Annotated in this window: 13 protein-coding genes; 1 reads left to right on the top strand and 12 read right to left on the bottom strand. The window is 71.4% G+C overall.

From position 1 onward, the window contains the following. Positions 1-70: 70 nt before the first annotated feature. The 9 genes from rpmA to BJY16_RS14515 all read right to left on the bottom strand — a co-directional run bounded on the left by rpmA (position 71) and on the right by BJY16_RS14515 (position 11,202). Positions 71-328 carry a 50S ribosomal protein L27 gene (rpmA, locus tag BJY16_RS14555; RefSeq protein WP_185039969.1) on the bottom strand — a complete coding sequence of 86 codons (258 nt, stop codon included), beginning with the start codon at positions 326-328 and terminating at the stop codon, positions 71-73. A gap of 8 nt (positions 329-336) precedes the next feature. Beyond that, positions 337-651 (bottom strand): 50S ribosomal protein L21, encoded by a 315-nt coding sequence (gene rplU, locus BJY16_RS14550; RefSeq protein ID WP_014688346.1) that lies wholly within the window; start codon positions 649-651, stop codon positions 337-339. 173 nt (positions 652-824) lie between these two features. Then, positions 825-1,334: a hypothetical protein gene (locus BJY16_RS14545; protein ID WP_185039968.1), complete on the bottom strand. Its 510-nt coding sequence runs from the start codon at positions 1,332-1,334 to the stop codon at positions 825-827. A gap of 105 nt (positions 1,335-1,439) precedes the next feature. After that, positions 1,440-4,652: an Rne/Rng family ribonuclease gene (locus BJY16_RS14540; RefSeq protein ID WP_185039967.1), complete on the bottom strand. Its 3,213-nt coding sequence runs from the start codon at positions 4,650-4,652 to the stop codon at positions 1,440-1,442. 130 nt (positions 4,653-4,782) lie between these two features. Then, positions 4,783-5,517, bottom strand: a complete 735-nt coding sequence (locus BJY16_RS14535; protein ID WP_185046450.1) for a TIGR03936 family radical SAM-associated protein — start codon at positions 5,515-5,517, stop codon at positions 4,783-4,785. Positions 5,518-5,568: 51 nt separating this feature from the next. Next, positions 5,569-7,512, bottom strand: a complete 1,944-nt coding sequence (locus tag BJY16_RS14530) for a TIGR03960 family B12-binding radical SAM protein (RefSeq protein ID WP_185039966.1) — start codon at positions 7,510-7,512, stop codon at positions 5,569-5,571. A 23-nt stretch (positions 7,513-7,535) separates the two neighbouring features. Beyond that, positions 7,536-7,880, bottom strand: coding sequence for an STAS domain-containing protein (locus BJY16_RS14525; protein ID WP_185039965.1), 345 nt, complete (start codon positions 7,878-7,880; stop codon positions 7,536-7,538). Further along, complete coding sequence (locus tag BJY16_RS48410) at positions 7,877-10,375, bottom strand: SpoIIE family protein phosphatase (RefSeq protein ID WP_275408028.1); 2,499 nt, start codon at positions 10,373-10,375, stop codon at positions 7,877-7,879. Before BJY16_RS48410 ends, BJY16_RS14525 begins: the two co-directional genes overlap by 4 nt. A 29-nt stretch (positions 10,376-10,404) precedes the next feature. Continuing rightward, a complete protein-coding gene (locus tag BJY16_RS14515) occupies positions 10,405-11,202 on the bottom strand; it encodes an alpha/beta fold hydrolase (protein WP_185039964.1) in 798 nt (265 codons plus the stop codon). 234 nt (positions 11,203-11,436) lie between these two features. Here BJY16_RS14515 and BJY16_RS14510 point away from each other — a divergent pair, with 234 nt between their 5' ends. Beyond that, a complete protein-coding gene (locus tag BJY16_RS14510) occupies positions 11,437-12,567 on the top strand; it encodes a hypothetical protein (protein WP_185039963.1) in 1,131 nt (376 codons plus the stop codon). On the opposite strand, the gene BJY16_RS14505 is transcribed toward BJY16_RS14510, so the two are convergent. The 3 genes from BJY16_RS14505 to ndk form a co-directional block, all read right to left on the bottom strand. Continuing rightward, positions 12,568-13,236 (bottom strand): lysophospholipid acyltransferase family protein, encoded by a 669-nt coding sequence (locus tag BJY16_RS14505; RefSeq protein ID WP_185046448.1) that lies wholly within the window; start codon positions 13,234-13,236, stop codon positions 12,568-12,570. Between the two features lie 140 nt (positions 13,237-13,376). Beyond that, the gene (ileS, locus tag BJY16_RS14500) at positions 13,377-16,487 is read right to left on the bottom strand and encodes an isoleucine--tRNA ligase (protein WP_185039962.1); all 3,111 of its coding nucleotides are present in this window, start codon (positions 16,485-16,487) and stop codon (positions 13,377-13,379) included. 544 nt (positions 16,488-17,031) lie between these two features. Beyond that, complete coding sequence (gene ndk, locus BJY16_RS14495; RefSeq protein ID WP_185039961.1) at positions 17,032-17,463, bottom strand: nucleoside-diphosphate kinase; 432 nt, start codon at positions 17,461-17,463, stop codon at positions 17,032-17,034. Positions 17,464-17,545 lie beyond the last annotated feature (82 nt).

Genomic DNA, 17,545 nt, shown 5'->3' with positions numbered 1-17,545 from the left:
CGACCGCCGGGTCGGTACAAACAAAAGCGGGCCGGGGACCTCGAGAGGTCCGCGGCCCGCTTCGGCGATATTACTGCGCGGCCGGCAGGATGCTGACGGTCTTGCGACCGCGCGCGGTGCCGAACTGCACACTGCCCGCGGCCAGCGCGAACAGCGTGTCGTCGTTGCCCCGGCCGACCAGGTCGCCCGGGTGGAACTTGGTGCCGCGCTGGCGGATCAGGATCTCGCCGGCCTTGACGACCTGGCCGCCGAAGCGCTTGACACCGAGCCGCTGGGCGGCGGAGTCACGGCCGTTGCGCGAGCTGGATGCACCCTTTTTATGAGCCATGTCTACGCCTACTTCCCGCTCTTGATGCCGGTCACCTTGACGCGGGTCAGCGGCTGGCGGTGACCCTGGCGCTTGTGGTAGCCGGTCTTGTTCTTGAACTTGTGGATCCGGATCTTCGGACCCTTGGTGTGCTCGGCGATCTCGCCGGACACCGTAACGTTGGCAAGCTTGGCCGCGTCGGTCACCAGGTTGTCACCGTCGACGAGGAGGACCGCGGCGAGCGTCAGAGCGTCGCCGGGCTCGCCCACGAGCTTCTCGACCTCGATCACGTCGCCCTCGGCAACCTTGTACTGCTTGCCGCCGGTCTTGACGATCGCGTACATAGGACGCGGACTCCCTGAGACTTACGCAGCCGAAAAGTAAGCTGCTGGCGGATACTGCTGGGGCCCCGGCGCGGCCGGCCGAGATGATGACCAAGCCGGGCGCACGAGACGTGGCGCCGAAAAAGCGCCGTCGGCAAGCCTACTTCATCGGCGAGCCGAGAGCCAAAACGGGGTTAACTCTTGCCGCAGGCCTTGGCCAGCTTGCCACTGATCTCGGCGAGCCGCTTGTCGTCAATCTTGGCGAAATCACCCTTCAGGGCGGTCACCTGAGCGCCCATCGCGGCCAGCGCCTTCTTCAGCGACGGGTCGGACGTGAGCTTCGACATGTCCAGCAGGGCGAACGAATACCCGTCCACGGTCCGGGTGACCTTCTCCTTGGCCCGCGCCTTGGCCTCGGCGCCCTGCGCCTTGGCGCCCAGGTACACCTGGTAGTCGGCGGCGAAGTTGGTGCCGAAGCTCTCGCCGGTCCGGGCGGCCTGCGCGCAGATGGCCTTGGTGTCGGCGGACAGCGCCGCGTCGGCGGAGGCGGCCACCGCGGGATCGGCGGCGGCCGTGGTCGCCGCGGCGGCGGTGCCGGCCGGCGTGGGGGCGGCGGCCGTGGGCTCCTGCTCGTCGCCGCCGGAGCAGCCGGCCGCGAGCAGGGCGAAGGACAGGGCGGCAGCGGCCGCGAGGTGACGTCGCACGGGGATCTCCTCGGGGGACGGGGATCGACCCGCCGAGGGTAACGGAAAACCCGCCCCGGTAGTTAACCTTCTTTACAGCTAACTTCCGGGGCGGGTTTCGACAGCTCAGGGACGGGTGCGGCGGCGTGCCCCCCGACGGGACCGGCGGCGGCCGGAACCGGCGCCCACCGACTCGTCGTCGTCCTCGTCCTCGTCGGCGGCGTCCGGGTCGTCCGAGCCGGCCAGCCGCATCGGCTCGGCGTCGTCCTCGTCGGCGTCGGCGGGCCCGGCCGTCTCGTACCGGGACAGGTCGTAGCCGCTCATGTCGTACTCGTCGTCGTCCGAGGTGGTCAGCACCGGCCTGGTGGCCCGGATCACACCGGACCGGATCACTCCGGAACCGGCGACCGGCGCCTCCGGGGCGGGTGGCACCTCGGCCACCTCGGCCGCCGGACCGGCCTCCTCGACCTCGACCGCGACCTCCGGCTCGGCCACCGGCTCGGCCACGATCGCCGGCTCGGTCACGACCACCGGCTCGGTCACGACCACCGGCGTCTCGGCCGGCGCCGGCGCGGACTCGCCGCCCCGGCGTCGCCGCGAGCGACCGGTGGTGGCCGGCTGAGCGGGCGCCTCGGTCCGTGCGGCCGCCGCCACCGCCTTCACCTGGGTGGCCGCGCCGGCGCCGCTGTTGCCGCCGTTGCCGTTGGACCGCTTCTCCGGCACCGGCTCCGGGTGGATCAGCACGCCACGGCCCTTGCAGTGGTCGCAGGTCTCGCTGAACGCCTCGAGCAGGCCGGCGCCGATCCGCTTCCGGGTCATCTGCACCAGGCCGAGCGAGGTGATCTCGGTGACCTGGTGCTTGGTCCGGTCCCGGCCCAGGCACTCGGTCAGCCGCCGGAGCACCAGCTCGCGGTTGCTCTCCAGCACCATGTCGATGAAGTCGATCACCACGATGCCGCCCAGGTCGCGCAGCCGCAGCTGGCGCACGATCTCCTCGGCCGCCTCCAGGTTGTTGCGGGTGACCGTCTCCTCCAGGTTGCCGCCCGCGCCGGTGTACTTACCGGTGTTGACGTCGACCACGGTCATCGCCTCGGTCCGGTCGATCACCAGGTGACCGCCGGACGGCAGGAAGACCTTGCGGTCCAGGCCCTTGAGGATCTGCTCGTCGATCCGGTGCTCGGCGAAGACGTCGGCCATCCCGGTGTGCCGGTGCAGCCGCTCGACCAGGTCCGGCGAGACCGAGTGGAGGTAGTTCTCCACCTCGGCGTACGCCTGCTCGCCCTGCACGACCAGCTCCCGGAAGTCCTCGTTGAAGAGGTCCCGGACGACCCGGATCACCAGGTCCGGCTCCTCGGAGAGGGCGCGCGGGGCGTTGCCCTCGGCGGCCCTCGCCTGGATGTCCTCCCACTGCGCCTGCAGCCGCTTGACGTCGCGGGCCAGCTCGTCCTCGCTGGCGCCCTCGGCGGCGGTCCGCACGATCACGCCCGCGCCGTCCGGCACCAGCTTCTTCAGGATGTCCCGGAGCCGCTTGCGCTCGGTGTCCGGCAGCTTGCGGCTGATCCCCGACGCGTTGCCGTTCGGCACGTAGACCAGGTGCCGGCCGGAGAGCGCGATGTGGCTGGTCAGCCGGGCGCCCTTGTGCCCGATCGGGTCCTTGGTGACCTGCACCAGCACCGAGTCGCCGGAGCGCAGCGCCTGCTCGATCGAGCGGGCCCGGCCCTCCAGCCCGGTGGCGTCCCAGTTCACCTCGCCGGCGTAGAGCACCGCGTTGCGGCCCCGGCCGACGTCGACGAAGGCGGCCTCCATGCTGGGCAGCACGTTCTGCACCTTGCCCAGGTAGACGTTGCCGACCATGGTGCCGGAGGTGGCCCGGGCGACGTAGTGCTCGACCAGGATGCCGTCCTCGAGCACGGCGATCTGGGTGCGGTCGGCCTTCTGCCGGACCACCATGACCCGGTCCACCGCCTCGCGGCGGGCCAGGAACTCCGACTCGCTCAGGATCGGCGGACGGGTCCGGCGCTGCTCGCGGCCGTCCCGGCGGCGCTGGCGCTTGGCCTCCAGCCGGGTCGAGCCGGACACGCCCTGCACCTCGTCGGTGCGGCGCGGCTCGCGGACCCGGACCACGGTGTGCACGCCGTCCTCGATGCCGCCGGTCTCGGCGTCCCCGCCGGAGCCCTTGCGGCGGCGACGCCGGCGGCGGCGGGTGACGCCACCCTCGCCGTCCTCGGACTCCTCGTCCTCGCCGTCCTCGTCGGCGGACGCCTCGGCGTCGCCCTCGTCCTCGGACTCCGCGTCGGCGTCGTCGGCCTCGTCGGACGGGCCCTTGCCACGGCCCCGGCCGCGACGGCCACGGCGCCGGCGACGGCGGCCACCGGCCTCGTCGTCGTCGCTGTCGTCGTCGGCGCCCTCCTCGGCGTCGTCGGCGTCCTCGTCGACCTGGTCCAGCACCGGCTGCTCGGCGACCTCGGCCACGGCCGGCTCGGCGACCGGCTCCTCGGCGGCGCCGCGGCGACGGCGGCGGCTGCGCCGGGTGCCCTCGGCCGGCTCCTCGGCCGGGACCTCGTCGGTGACCTCGGCCACCGCCTCGGCCTCGGCGGGCTCGGCGGCGACCGGCGCGAGCGGGTCGGTCACCGGGCGGCGCCGGCGGCCGGCCGGCGCCGGGGCCGGGGCGGTCTCCGCCTCGGGCGGCATGAACAGCACAGCCGGGGGCAGCGCGGCACGGCGGGCCCGGGCTCGCCCGGCCGGCTGCTCCTCGACGAAGTCGTCGTCCAGCGGGAGGATGCCGATCACCGGAACGTCGGCGGGCTTCTCCTCCTCCTCCTCGGCCACCGGCTCCTCGACCGGAGCGGGGGGCTCGACCGGCTCGGCGACCGGCGCGGGCGCGTCGACCGCCACCGGCTCCTCGACCGGAGTGACCGGCTCGGGCTCGGCCGGGGCTGCCGCGGGCACCGCCTTGCGACGGCTGCGGGTGGCCTTCTTCACCGGAGCCGGAGCCGGCTCGGCAGTCGCCTCCGCGGCGGCCGGGGTCTCGGCCGGCGGCTCGGCGGCCGGCGGCTCGGCCGGGGCTGCCGCGGGCACCGCCTTGCGACGGCTGCGGGTGGCCTTCTTCACCGGAGCCGGAGCCGGCTCGGCGGCCGCCTCCGCGGCGGCGGGCTCCGCAGCGGACGGCTCCGCGGCGGCCGGCTCGGCCTCCGCGGCGGGCGCGGCCGCCTTGCGGCGCGTGGTCCGCGTCCGGCGGGCCGGAGTGGTACCGGTGGCGGCATCGGCGGGCGGCGTAACCGCCCCGTCCCGTTCACCGCCCTGTTCTCCCAGGTTGGCTGGGGGCTCGTTATCGAGCATGGGCGCTCTCCAGTTCTGGCGGCCCCGGGCGCGGGTAAGCGCTGCCACGCAGGGTCGCTGCAAGTGTTTCGGGCCCGTCCGAGCCGGACGAGCTGCCGAAGTCTGTCAATGAACGCCGGCCGGAAACCGGTCAGCGTCCGCCGATGCCGACGGCCTCGCGATCCGCCTCCAACGGATCGACGATCTCCCCCTGCGCGGTGAGTGTGCCCTGGGCCAGCCGGGTTACCCGAGGGGGAACCGGCGGCTCCAGGCCAGCCACCACGCGCAGGCCGGAAAGGACGTCATCGGGCCGTACAGCGGGTGTCACCTGCCGCACGACAAGGTCGATTATCGCACACGGTACTCCACCGGCCCCGGAAGGTAGGTCCGGCTCTCCTACCACCATGCACCGGTTCACCGCCGCGCGCGCGTCGAACGACCGGCGACCCTGCTTGGTCATGCGCTCGACCAGCACCTCGTCGGCGGCGAGGAAGGCGGCCACGGCGTCGCGCGCGGCGGCCGGATCGACCTCGAACAGCTCCAGGCGCCACCGGGACGCGTCGATCCGGTCGGCCAGGCTGCCCTCGCCGGCCTGGACCGCCTCGAGCACGTCCAGGCCCGGGGAGAGCGCCGCGTCCAGGGCGACCCGCAGCTGCTCCGGGTCGACCACGGCCTGCAGGCCGATCTCCAGGTACTCCGCCTCGCTGCCGACGCCGGTGGGCGCGGCGCTGGCGTACGAAATCTTGGGGTGTGGGGTGAAACCCTGGGAGAAGGCGATCGGCACACCGGCGCGGCGCAGCCCGCGCTCGAAGGCGCGGGCGAAGTCGCGGTGTGAGGTGAAGCGCAGCGGTCCGCGCTTCGCATAGCGAAGGCGGATCCGCTGCACGACCGGGGCCTGTCCGCCCACGGGCTGGTTCTTCGGGGGAATCGTGTACTCCTAAGCGGGGACCCGCAGTCCGTTCACCGGGGTCAGGGGAAGAAGCTTCTTACCGGTCGGGCCGATCTGGATCTCGGTGTCCATCGACGGGCAGACGCCACAGTCGAAGCACGGGGTCCAGCGGCAGTCGTCCTGCTCGAACTCGCTCATCGAGTCCTGCCAGTCCTGCCAGAGCCAGTCCTTGTCGAGGCCGGAGTCCAGGTGGTCCCAGGGCAGGACCTCGGCCTCCTCGCGCTCGCGGGTCGTATACCAATCCAGGTCGACGCCGAAACCTGGCAGCACCGTCTCGCAGGCCTGCACCCAGCGGGCGAACGAGAAGTGCTCGGACCAGCCGTCGAACCGGCCGCCCTGCTCCCACACCTCGCGGATGACCTTGCCGACCCGGCGGTCGCCGCGCGACAGCAGGCCCTCGATCAGCGACGGCTCGCCGTCGTGGTAGCGGAAACCGATCGCCCGGCCCAGCGAGCGGTCGCTGTTGATCGCCTGCTTGAGCATCTTGAGCCGGCCGTCGATCACCTCGGGCGTGTCCATTTTCGCCCACTGGAACGGGGTGTGCGGCTTGGGCACGAACCCGCCGATCGACACGGTGCAGCGGATGTCCTTGGTGCCGGCCGCCTCCCGGCCGGCCCGGATCACCTCGTGCGCCATCTCGGCGATCTCCAGCACGTCCTCGTCGGTCTCGCTGGGCAGGCCGCACATGAAGTACAGCTTCACCTGGCGCCAGCCGTTCGAGTACGCCGTGACCACCGTCCGGATCAGGTCCTCCTTGGTCACCATCTTGTTGATGACCTTGCGGATCCGCTCCGAGCCACCCTCCGGCGCGAAGGTGAGCCCGGTGCGCCGCCCGTTGCGGGACAGCTCCTGGGCCAGATCGATGTTGAACGCGTCCACCCGGGTGGACGGCAGCGACAGCGAGACGTTGGTGTCCTTGTACTGCTCGGCCAGGCCGGAGCACATGTCACCGATCTCCGAGTGGTCGGCGCTGGAGAGCGAGAGCAGGCCGACCTCGCTGTAGCCGGAGAACTCCAGCCCCTCCTTGACCATCTGGCCGACCGTGGTGATCGACCGCTCCCGCACCGGGCGGGTGATCATGCCGGCCTGGCAGAACCGGCAGCCCCGGGTGCAGCCGCGGAAGATCTCCACCGCGTAGCGCTCGTGGACCGTCTCGGCGAGCGGGACCAGCGGCTTCTTCGGGTACGGCCAGGCGTCCAGGTCCATCGTCGTCCGCTTGGCCACCCGGAACGGGACGTCCGGCCGGTTCGGCACGACCCGCTGGATGCGGCCGTCCGGCAGGTAGTCGACGTCGTAGAAGCGGGGCACGTAGATGCTCTCGGTCCGCGCCAGGCGCAGCAGGATCTCGTCCCGCCCGCCCGGGCAGCCCTCGGCCTTCCACTCCCGGATGATCCCGGTGATCTCCAGGACCGCCTCCTCGCCATCGCCGAGCACGGCGGCGTCGATGAAGTCGGCGATCGGCTCCGGGTTGAAGCTGGCGTGGCCGCCGGCCAGCACGATCGGGTGCTCGACCGTCCGGTCCTTGCTCTCCAGCGGGATCTGGGCCAGGTCGAGCGCGCTCAACATGTTCGTATAGCCCAGCTCGGTGGCGAACGACAGGCCGAGCACGTCGAACGCCTTGACCGGCCGGTGCGCGTCGACGGTGAACTGCGGGACGCCGTGCTCCCGCATCAGCGCCTCGAGGTCGGGCCAGACCGAGTAGGTGCGCTCGGCCAGCACGTCCGGCTGCTCGTTGAGCACCTCGTAGAGGATCTGGACGCCCTGGTTGGGCAGGCCCACCTCGTACGCGTCCGGGTACATCAGCGCCCACCGGACGACGGTGGCGTCCCAGTCCTTGACAACGGCGCCGAGCTCGCCGCCCACGTACTGGATCGGTTTGCTGACCCGGGGCAGCAGCTGCTCGAGCTGCGGGAAGACGGAACTCACGCTCATGGGTGTCCAGGGTACGCGAGAGGCTAACGGCCCAGATCCTCAGCGGCATGGTCCAGATCGATCGCGAACAGATCGGTGCGGAACGCGCACAGCTGCAGCGTCATCCGGGCCGCCCCGTGCTCGCCGACCACCAGCCGGATCGGTTTGCCCCGCTCGTCCAGGTCGCCGACGATCAGGTCGAGCAGCCGCACCCCGGCGCTGTCCAGGAACGAGACCCCGGTCAGGTCGATCAGCACGGCGTCGGCCAGCGTGGTCCGGGCCACGATCGCCCGGCCGATGTCGTTGGCGTTGGCCAGGTCGATCTCACCCCTGAGGTGGACCGCCTCGGCCGGCCCGACCTTCGAGAACGTCACCCACTGATCGGTCACGGCCGCCCCTCTCCCCGGTGCCGGCGCATGGTCACCGTCGTCCCGTCACCGCGGTCGAACAACACCTCGTCCATCGATTCCTCGATCAGCTTCAGGCCCCGCCCCCGGGAGTGGCTGGGACCGCGCCAGCTGCCCCGGTCGGAGACCCGGACCTCCACCGCGTCCGCGGTGATCGTCGCGGCGACGTCCACCACGCCGAACGGGTCGTTCCGGTACCCGTGCTCGATGGCGTTCGCCACCGCCTCGGAGCAGCCCAGCAGGACCGCGCTCAGGCAATCCTGGTCCACGCCCTGCCCGATCATCCAGGCCCGCAGGTCGGACCGGAGCAGCGCGATCTGCAGCGGATCAGCGCCGAGCGAGCGCTCCAGCCGCTCCTCGGCGCCCAGGGTCAGGCAGAGCAGGCAGACATCATCGGCGTGCTCGCGGCCCACCATGGTGTCGGCCAGGCCGGCGGCGAGCCCCTTCAGCGGGGCGCCGCGCAACCGGCTGAACGCCCGGTTGAGCACCTCGAAACCGCGGTCGATCGGCCGGTCCCGGCGCTCCACCAGGCCGTCGGTGTAGAGCAGCAGGCGGCTGCCCGGGGACAGCCGGACCCGGTGTTCGGTACGCCGCACGTCACCGGCCCGCGAGCCGATCGGCGCGGACCGGGCCTGCAGCAGGAACTCGGCCGAGCCGGCCGGCTGGTGCAGCAGCGGCGGCAGGTGCCCGGCGCAGGCGTAGACCATCGTGCACGCGTCCAGGTCGATCTCGGCGTAGACCACGGTCGCCATCCGGGCCGACTCGACCCGCTGGCAGAACCGGTCCAGCCCCTCCAGCAGCCGGGCCGGGCCGCTCTCCTGGGTGGCCAGCGCCCGGATCGCACTGCGCAGCTGGCCCATCGTGCTGGCCGCCTCCAGGCCCCGGCCGACCACGTCGCCGACCACCACGGCCAGCTTGTCCCGGGTGATCGGGAAGGCGTCGAACCAGTCGCCGCCGACCTCCAGGTCCTGGCCACCGGCCTGGTAGTGGGTCTCCAGCGCGAACCGGGCGTCGCCGGCCGGCACGTCCGCGGCGAGCAGGCTGCGCTGCAGGGTCTGGGCGATCGCGCGTTCCTGCTCGTAGAGCCGGGCGTTCTCGAGCGCCAGCCCGGCCCGGTCGGCCAGGTCGGACAGGAACGCCCGCTCCGCCTCGGCGCCGCGCCGGTCGGCCGCCATCCGCAACGCCAGGGTGCCGAGCACCCGGCCCCGCGCGGTGAGCGGCAGCACCGTGCAGTCCAGCCGGTCGCCGTCGGTGGCGAAGACCGGCCGGGCCGCGTGGGTCGCCTTGGCGATCCGCTCGGCCAGCAGGTCGTGGTCCGGCGGTGGGCCGCCGGACTCCTCGCGCAGGCCGGCCGGGCCGACGTGCAGCCGCACCGCGGCCCAGTCGGCGATGTCCGGGACCACCCGCTCGACCAGCCGGCGGGCCCGCTGCAGCAGCCGGTGCTCCTCGTCCAGCGCCCGGGTGATGCCGGCCAGGAACTCGGCCCGCTCCTCGCGGCGGCGGGCGTCGTCGTAGAGCCGGGCCCGGTCCAGGGCCTGTCCGGCCTGCTGGCCGAGCAGCCGGATCACCCCGAGCTCGCCGCCGGTCAGCTCGCGCTCCTGCGCGAAGCTGAAGGCCAGCACGCCGAGCACGGTCACCCCGGCCTGGTCCTCGGCCGGGCCGGTGGTCAGCGGCAGCAGCACCACGGTGCGCCGGCCGGACCGGGCCATCGTCTCGGCCAGGTCCGGGAAGTGCTCGGCCGCCTCGGCCAGGTTGTGCACCACGTGCAGGTCGCCGCGGCGGGCCACCGCGGCCACCGCGCGGGGGGACGAGCACGGCATGTCGTCCCAGTTGCCGGTGGTCGGATCGGTGGAGGCGACCGCGACCAGCTGGTCGCGCTCCTGGTCGACCAGGTAGATGCTGCAGCTGGTGGCGTCGAAGGCCGGCTCCGGCGCCCGGATCACCGCCTCGGCCACCTCCGCCTCGGTGGGGGCGGCGGCCAGGTCGGCCACTATCCGCTGGAGGACCCGGATCCGTTTCTCCGCGGCCTCCGCGGCGTTCCGGGCGTGCAGCAGCTCGTTCTCGTAGCTGCGCCGCTCGGTCGCGTTGAAGACCATGGTGCGGATCACCCGGGGTCCGCCGCCGTCGTGGCGCTCGAGCACCGAGTTGACCAGCACGGGCACCCGGGAGCCGTCCGCGCAGACCACGTCGAGGGCGATCTCGTGCACCTCGCTCTGCATGGTCAGCAACGGCGCGTAGTGGGTCTCGTGATAGATCTGGCAACCGGGCGTGAGCAGGTCACGGAACCGTCGATGCCCGACCAGGTCGGAACGGTCGTAACCGGTCCAGTCCAGGAAGGTCTGGTTGACCCGGACGACGGTGCCGTCCGGAAGCGTCGTCAGGTAACCGCAGGGCGCGTGCTCGTACAGCTCCTCGGGATCGTCGTCCCAGGGCAGTCGCAACTCCTGTGTCACGTCCGGCCTACCGGATTCACTCACGCCAGTGCTCCGCCGATCATGCCCGCTGTCTACAACCAGGACTTGATGGCGTCAACCGTCTCCTCCGGAGCGCTCAGGTTCGGACAGTGCCCGGTCGCGTTCAGCGCCGCGAACGAGCTGTGCGGAGTGTGCTTGTGGACGTACTCACCGACCACCGTGGGCGCGATCACGTCGTCCGAGCACTGCAGGATCAGCGAGGGCACCCGCATCCGCGGCAGATCCTCCCGGTTGTCGGAGAGGAAGGTGACCCGGGCGAACTTCTTGGCGATCGCCGGATCGGTCCGGCAGAACGAGTTGGTCAGCTCCTCGCCCAGCTCCGGACGATCCGGATTGCCCATGATCACCGGGGCCATCGTGCTGGACCAGCCGAGGAAGTTGCTGTCCAGCGAGTCCAGCATCTGCTCGATGTCGGCCCGGCCGAAACCGCCCACGTAACCGGCGGCCTCGTCGTTGATGTAGCGCGGCGACGGGCCGACCATCACCACGCCGGCGAACCGCTCCGGCTCGCGGACCGCGGCCAGCAGGCCGATCATCGAGCTCACCGAGTGCCCGACGAACAGCACGTCGCGCAGGTCGTGCTCGTGGACGATCTCCAGGACGTCGGTGGCGTAGCCGTTCAGACTGGCGTACTTGGCGTCGTCGTACGCCGTCAGGTCGGACTTGCCGTTGCCCACGTGGTCGAAGAGCACGATCCGGTGGGTGTCGGCGAAGGCCGGAGTGACCAGCCGCCACATGTTCTGGTCGCAGCCGTACCCGTGGGCGAACAGCATCGGCTGCCCGGCGGCGTTGCCGGACATCGTGACGGCGTTTCTCTGCGTGGTGCTCATGCGGTACGCGCCCTCCCCAGTACACAAGAGTGCTCGACGGCGGTGAGAGGTATCACCCCGGTGACCGATTGTCAGATCCGGGTAACCATACGACTCCGGAGCGTTCCGCACATCGCCCTCGTTGTCCGGCATTCGCGCCTCGTGGGTGTATTCCGCCCGTCCGGCCCCCTGGCATACCGTCCCTAACCTGGGGGAAGGGACTCGCTGCCGGACGGCGGAAGGAGATCGAAAACCATGACCGATCCGACCCGCGTGGCCGACCCCTCCGACGAGCCGCCGACCAGCCACGTGCCGGACCGGTGGAGTGGCGCGGCCCCGGTGCCGGCGCCCGCGCCGCGCAGGTCGAGGTGGGACCGGCTGATCGAGCGGGTGACCGGAGCCGAGCCGGAGCCGGAGCACTGGGCGACGATGCCGGCGGTGGACCCGTGGGCCGGGCAGGACACACCGGTCTGGACCACCGAGCAGATCACCCCGGTCGCCCCGATCACGCCGGTCGCCCCGTTCGCCCCGGTCCCGCCGCCTCCGCCGGTCGAGACGCCGCCGACCCGGCTGGACGGGCCGCCGATCACGCCGGCGCCGCCGCTGCCGGCGAAGGAGCGGAAGATCCAGGTCCTGCTGGACCAGATAGCGACGAAGGCCAAGGAGAGGGCGGCTCCGGCCGTACCGAAGAAGCCGGTGGTGGAACCGAAGGCGGGCGGTTGGTTCCGCCGGCCGCGAGCCAAGCCGCCCGCCCCGGCCCCGAGCCGCATCCCGATCCAGCCGCGCCCACCGGTGGCGGCCGTCCCGCGGCCGCGACCGCGGCGCCGGCGCCGGCTGCGCCGCCTGCTGCTGATCATCGCGGTCCTGGCCGGCTTGTGGTTCGGCGCCCCGTTCGCGTACGCGCAGTGGCCCGCCCTGGCCCAGTTCCCGGTCGACGCCTCGCTCCCGGAGCGGATCGGCGACCTGAGGCTGCGCGCCGACGACGCCAGCCGCCGCGCCGTCGACCGGCTGGCCGAGCAGCTGAGCGCGGCCGGATCGGACGGCGCCGCGTTCGCCGGCGTCTACGGCGACGGCAACGGCAAGCGGGTCACCCTCTACGGCGTCACCGGCTGGCGGTTCACCCCGGACGCGGACGTCACCCGGCAGCTGGACCGGATCGCCGGCGACGCCAAGCTCACCGACATCCAGGATTTCCCGCTCGACGAGGCGGGCGCCTACCAGCGCTGCGGCGCCGGCCGGCTGAACGGCGCCTCGACCGTGGTCTGCACCTGGGCCGACCACGGCAGCATGGCCACCGTGCTGCTCACCCGGCGCTCGATCGCGGACAGCGCCGAGCTGGTCGCCCGGCTGCGCGCGGAGGTGCTCACGCCGAAGTTCGGCGCGTGATCACTCCTCGCGTTTCGGGGCGTAACGCGGCACGTACTCCTGGCCGGTGAGTTTCTGGATCTCGCTCATCACCTGGTCGGTGAGCTCGCGCAGCGAGGTCCGGTCGTCGGACCGGCCGATCGTCTCGATCGGCTTGCCGAACTTGACCGTGACCACGCCCCGCATCAGCTTGGGGGCGAGCCGGCCGATCGGCTGCACCACCTCGGTGCCGAGCATGCCGACCGGGATGATCGGGACGCCGGCCGCGACCGCCAGCCGGGCCACGCCGGTGCGCCCGCGATAGAGCTTGCCGTCCGGCGAGCGGGTGCCCTCCGGGTAGACCGCGACCAGGTCGCCGCTCTTGAGCGCCGGGATCGCCGCGTCGAACGCGGTGAGCGCGGCACGCCCACCGGCCCGCTCGACCCGGATCGCGCCCAGACCCTCCATCAGCTTCCGCGAGAAGAAACCCTTCACGCCTTTGCCCACGAAGTAGTCGGACTTGGCCCAGAACGCCAGGTGACGCGGCACCGCGGCGCCGAGGAACAGCTCGTCGGCGACCGAGAGGTGGTTGCCAGCGAAGATCGCGCCGCCGGTCTTCGGTATGTACTCGAGGCCCTCGATGCGCGGCTTCCAACCCACCATCAGCGCATTGCCGACCGTGAGCTTGCCGATCGAGTAGATCAGGGGCAACTCGTCCTCCGAAGACCAGTGCAAAGAAAGTTCAAGGGGTGAGGAGAGGTTATCGGACGCGAGCCCTCGATGGACTATTGATCTTGATCCCGGCCCGGACATTCGCCGCGCCAGGCGAACATCCGGGCCAGTCGGTTATGTCACACGGGGGTGACCGTGACGGTGATCTGCTCCCCGTCGCCGACCTCGCCGCCGAAACCGGTCGCCGCGCCGAAGCTCAGCGAGGTCGCCAGGGTCTCCCCCGCGACGAACTCCCGGTGCGCCTCGACCGCCTCGCGGACCGCCGGCGACGCCGACACCGCCAGCGCGATCCGGTCCGAGACGTCCAGGCCGGCGTCCCGGCGGGCCTGCTGGACCACCCGGATCACGTCCCGGGCCAGGCCCTCGGCGGCCAGTTCCGGAGTGACCACGGTGTCCAGCACGACGACACCGCCACCGGCCGGCAGCGGGGCGGAGTTCTCCGCGTCCGCGGCGACCAGCTTCAGCTCGTACTCGCCCTCGGCCAGGGTGACGCCGGCTGCCGCCGGGGCGCCGTCGACCAGCTCCCAGTCACCGGACTTGACCGCCTTGATCACCTGCTGGACCTGCTTGCCGACCCGCGGGCCGAGCGCCCGCGGCACCACGGTGAGCACCTGCTGGCAGTACGCCGCCACGTCCTCGGTGAAGACCACGTCCTTGACGTTGACCTCGTCCTTGAGTAGGTCCTTCAGATCCGCCAGGGCGGATCCGCCGGAGGTGGCGACGGTCAGCCGGGCCAGCGGCAGGCGGACCCGGAGCCCCTTCGCCTTGCGCAGCGACAGGGCCGCCGAGGCCACGTCCCGGATCGCGTCCATCGAGGCGACCAGGTCGTGGTCGGCCGGGAACGCGTCGGCCGACGGCCAGTCGGTCAGGTGCACCGACCGGTCCCCGGTCAGGCCGCGCCAGACCTCCTCCGCGGTGAGCGGGGCCAGCGGCGCCACCACCCGGCAGAGCGTCTCCAGCACGGTGGCCAGGGTGTCGAAGGCGTCGGCGTCGCCCTCCCAGAAACGGTCCCGGGAGCGGCGGACGTACCAGTTGGTCAGCGCGTCCAGGTAGGAGCGCACGCTCGCGGCCGCGCTGGAGATGTCGTACTCATCCATTTTTTTCGCGACATCGTCGACCAGCTCGCCGGTCTTCGCCAGGATGTAGCGGTCGAGCAGGTGCTCCGAGGAAGTCCGGAACTTGGCCTCGTAGCCCGACGCGTTCGCATAAAGGCTGAAGAAGTACCAGACGTTCCAGAGCGGCAGCAGCACCTGCCGCACCGAGTCCCGGATCGCCGTCTCGGTGACCGGCATGTCCCCGCCCCGCAGCACCGGCGAGGACATCAGCATCCAGCGCATCGCGTCCGACCCGTAGGTGTCGAACACCCGGTACACGTCCGGATAGTTGCGCAGCGACTTGGACATCTTGCGCCCGTCCTCGCCGAGCAGGATGCCGTGGCTCAGGCAGTTGCGGAACGCCGGCCGGTCGAACAGCGCGGTGGCCAGCACGTGCATGGTGTAGAACCAGCCGCGGGTCTGCCCGATGTACTCCACGATGAAGTCACCCGGGTAGTGGTGCTCGAACCAGTCCTTGTTCTCGAACGGGTAGTGCACCTGGGCGAACGGCATCGACCCGGACTCGAACCAGCAGTCCAGCACCTCCGGGACCCGGCGCATGACCGACTTCCCGGTCGGGTCGTCCGGGTTGGGCCGGGTCAGCTCGTCCACGCCGGGACGGTGCAGATCGGTCACCGTCACCCCGAAGTCCCGCGAGATCTCCTCGAAGGACCCGTAGACGTCCACCCGGGGGTACGCCGGGTCGTCCGACTTCCACACCGGGATCGGCGAGCCCCAGAACCGGTTCCGGGAGATCGACCAGTCCCGGGCGTTCGCCAGCCACTTGCCGAACGAGCCGTCCTTGATGTGCGCCGGCGTCCAGGTGATCTCCTGGTTCAGCTCGACCATCCGGTCCCGGAACTTGGTCACCGCGACGAACCAGGACGACACCGCCTTGTAGACCAGCGGGGTGTCGCAGCGCCAGCAGTGCGGGTACGAGTGCGTGTACCCGTCGTGCCGCAGCACCACGCCGCGCTCCTTGAGCGTGGCGATCACCGGCTTGTTCGCGTCGAAGACCTGCACGCCCTGGAAGTCCGGGACCAGCGAGGTGAACCGGGTCTGCTCGTCCACGGTCACCACGGTCGGGATGCCGGCCGCGGTGCAGGCGTTCTGGTCGTCCTCACCGAAGGCCGGCGCCATGTGCACCACGCCGGTGCCGTCCTCGGTGGTGACGAAGTCGGCGCCGAGGACCTGGAAGGCGTTCTCGCCGGCCGGCTCGCGGAGGTAGTCGAAGAGCGGCGTGTAGCGGCGGCCGACGAGCTCGCTGCCGAGCACCGTGCCGACCTGCTCGTAGCCCTCGAGTTCCTTGGCGTAGGCGCCGACACGTCCGGCACCGAGGATCAGCTTCTGCCCGTCGCTGTCCGAAAGAACGGCATATTCGATATCAGGACCGACGGCCAGCGCCAGGTTCGACGGCAGCGTCCACGGCGTGGTCGTCCAGACCGCGATGTCCGCACCGGTGTCCAGCCGGAATTTCACCGTCAGAGCGGGATCGGTCCGGTCCCGGTAGACGTCGTCCATCCGCGTCTCGGTGTTGGAGAGCGGCGTCTCACACCGGAAGCAGTAGGCGAGCACCCGGAAGCCCTCGTAGACCAGCCCCTTGTCGTGCAGCGTCTTGAACGCCCACATGACCGACTCCATGTAACTGGGGTCCAGGGTCTTGTAGTCGTTCCCGAAGTCCACCCAGCGGGCCTGGCGGGTGACGTACCCCTCCCAGTCCTTGGTGTAGGCGAGCACCGACGTGCGGCAGGCCTCGTTGAACTTGTCGATGCCGAGTTCGACGATCTGCGCCTTGGTGGTGATGCCGAGCTGCTTCTCCGCCTCGATCTCGGCCGGCATGCCGTGCGTGTCCCAGCCGAACCGGCGCTCGACGTGCTTGCCGCGCATCGTCTGGTAGCGCGGGACCACGTCCTTCACGTACCCGGTGAACAGGTGCCCGTAGTGCGGCAGACCGTTCGCGAACGGCGGGCCGTCGTAGAAGACGTACTCGTTGCTGCCGTTGTCCCCGGCCGGCCGCTGCTCGACGGACGCCTCGAAGGTCTTGTCCTCCGCCCAGTGCGCGAGGACAGCGCGCTCGACCGCCGGCAGGTCCGGCGAGGCCGGAACGCCCGACGCGTCGGTGTGCTTGGGATACATGGTGCTCCTCAAACAGTCATGACCTGACTGCGAGGACGAGCTCACGCCCGCGGTACCACCTCGCTTGACGGGTCAGCGACCCGCCCGCTCATTCGCCGGCTCTCACGCGTGCCGGTCCGCCCGGTTCTACTAGGGGTGCCACTCCTACCAGGGTGCAACCCGTTCTTCCGGAGGCTCCCCGGTGATGGCCGGTTCGTCGCCTGCGCTCCGACAACGATACCGGCCACCGATGGATTCCCTCATCCGCATTCCCGGTCGCCGCAAATCGAGATCAAAAACCGGATTTGGTACGCCTGGGCGAAGTCCCGTGGCGGCCCGCGAGGTCCGCCGCCGGTCCGGGCCGCCCGGCGGGCGTCCGGGCTGAATCCCGGCTCCGGACCGCCGCCCATCGCTGCTGGTCCGGGCCGCTGGACCGCCGCCCGTCGCTGCCGGTCCGGGCCGCTCGACCGCCGCCCGTCGCTGCCGGTCCGGGCCGCTCGACCGCCGCCGGGAAGGCCGGGCGAGCCGCCGCTGTGGATGATCAGCGGCGGACAGCCGGATCAGATCAGAGGTTCGGGAACCAGAGCGCCAGCTCGCGCTTCGCGCTGTCCGCCGAGTCGGAGGCGTGCACCAGGTTCTCCCGGTTGGACAGGGCCAGGTCGCCACGGATGGTGCCGGCCGCCGCCTTGCGCCCGTCGGTCGCGCCGATCATGGTGCGGATCACCTCGATCGCCTGGTCCCCGGAGAGCACCAGAGCGGCGAGCGGGCCGCTGGTCATGAACTGCTTCAGCGGCGGGTAGAACGCCTTGTCCACATGCTCGGCGTAGTGCTGGTCGGCCAGACCGGCATCCATCGTGCGCAACTCCAGCGCCTCGACGACCAGCCCCTTACGCTCGAAACGCGACAGAATCTCGCCGAGCAGACCGCGGCGGACCGCGTCAGGCTTGATGAGCACGAGCGAACGCTCGGCACTGACTGGAGCGGTGTTGCTGGACACGTGGTTCCTCCGGGAAGACGACAGGCCGACACGCCTGAGGTTCAGCCTATCGGTACCTCCGACACGGCGAGCGACGATGTCG

It is taken from the genome of Actinoplanes octamycinicus, from assembly GCF_014205225.1.
Classification (GTDB): Bacteria; Actinomycetota; Actinomycetes; order Mycobacteriales; family Micromonosporaceae; genus Actinoplanes; species Actinoplanes octamycinicus.
Note: the sequence above shows the minus strand (reverse complement) of the source record. Positions and strands in the feature narration are given on the sequence as shown.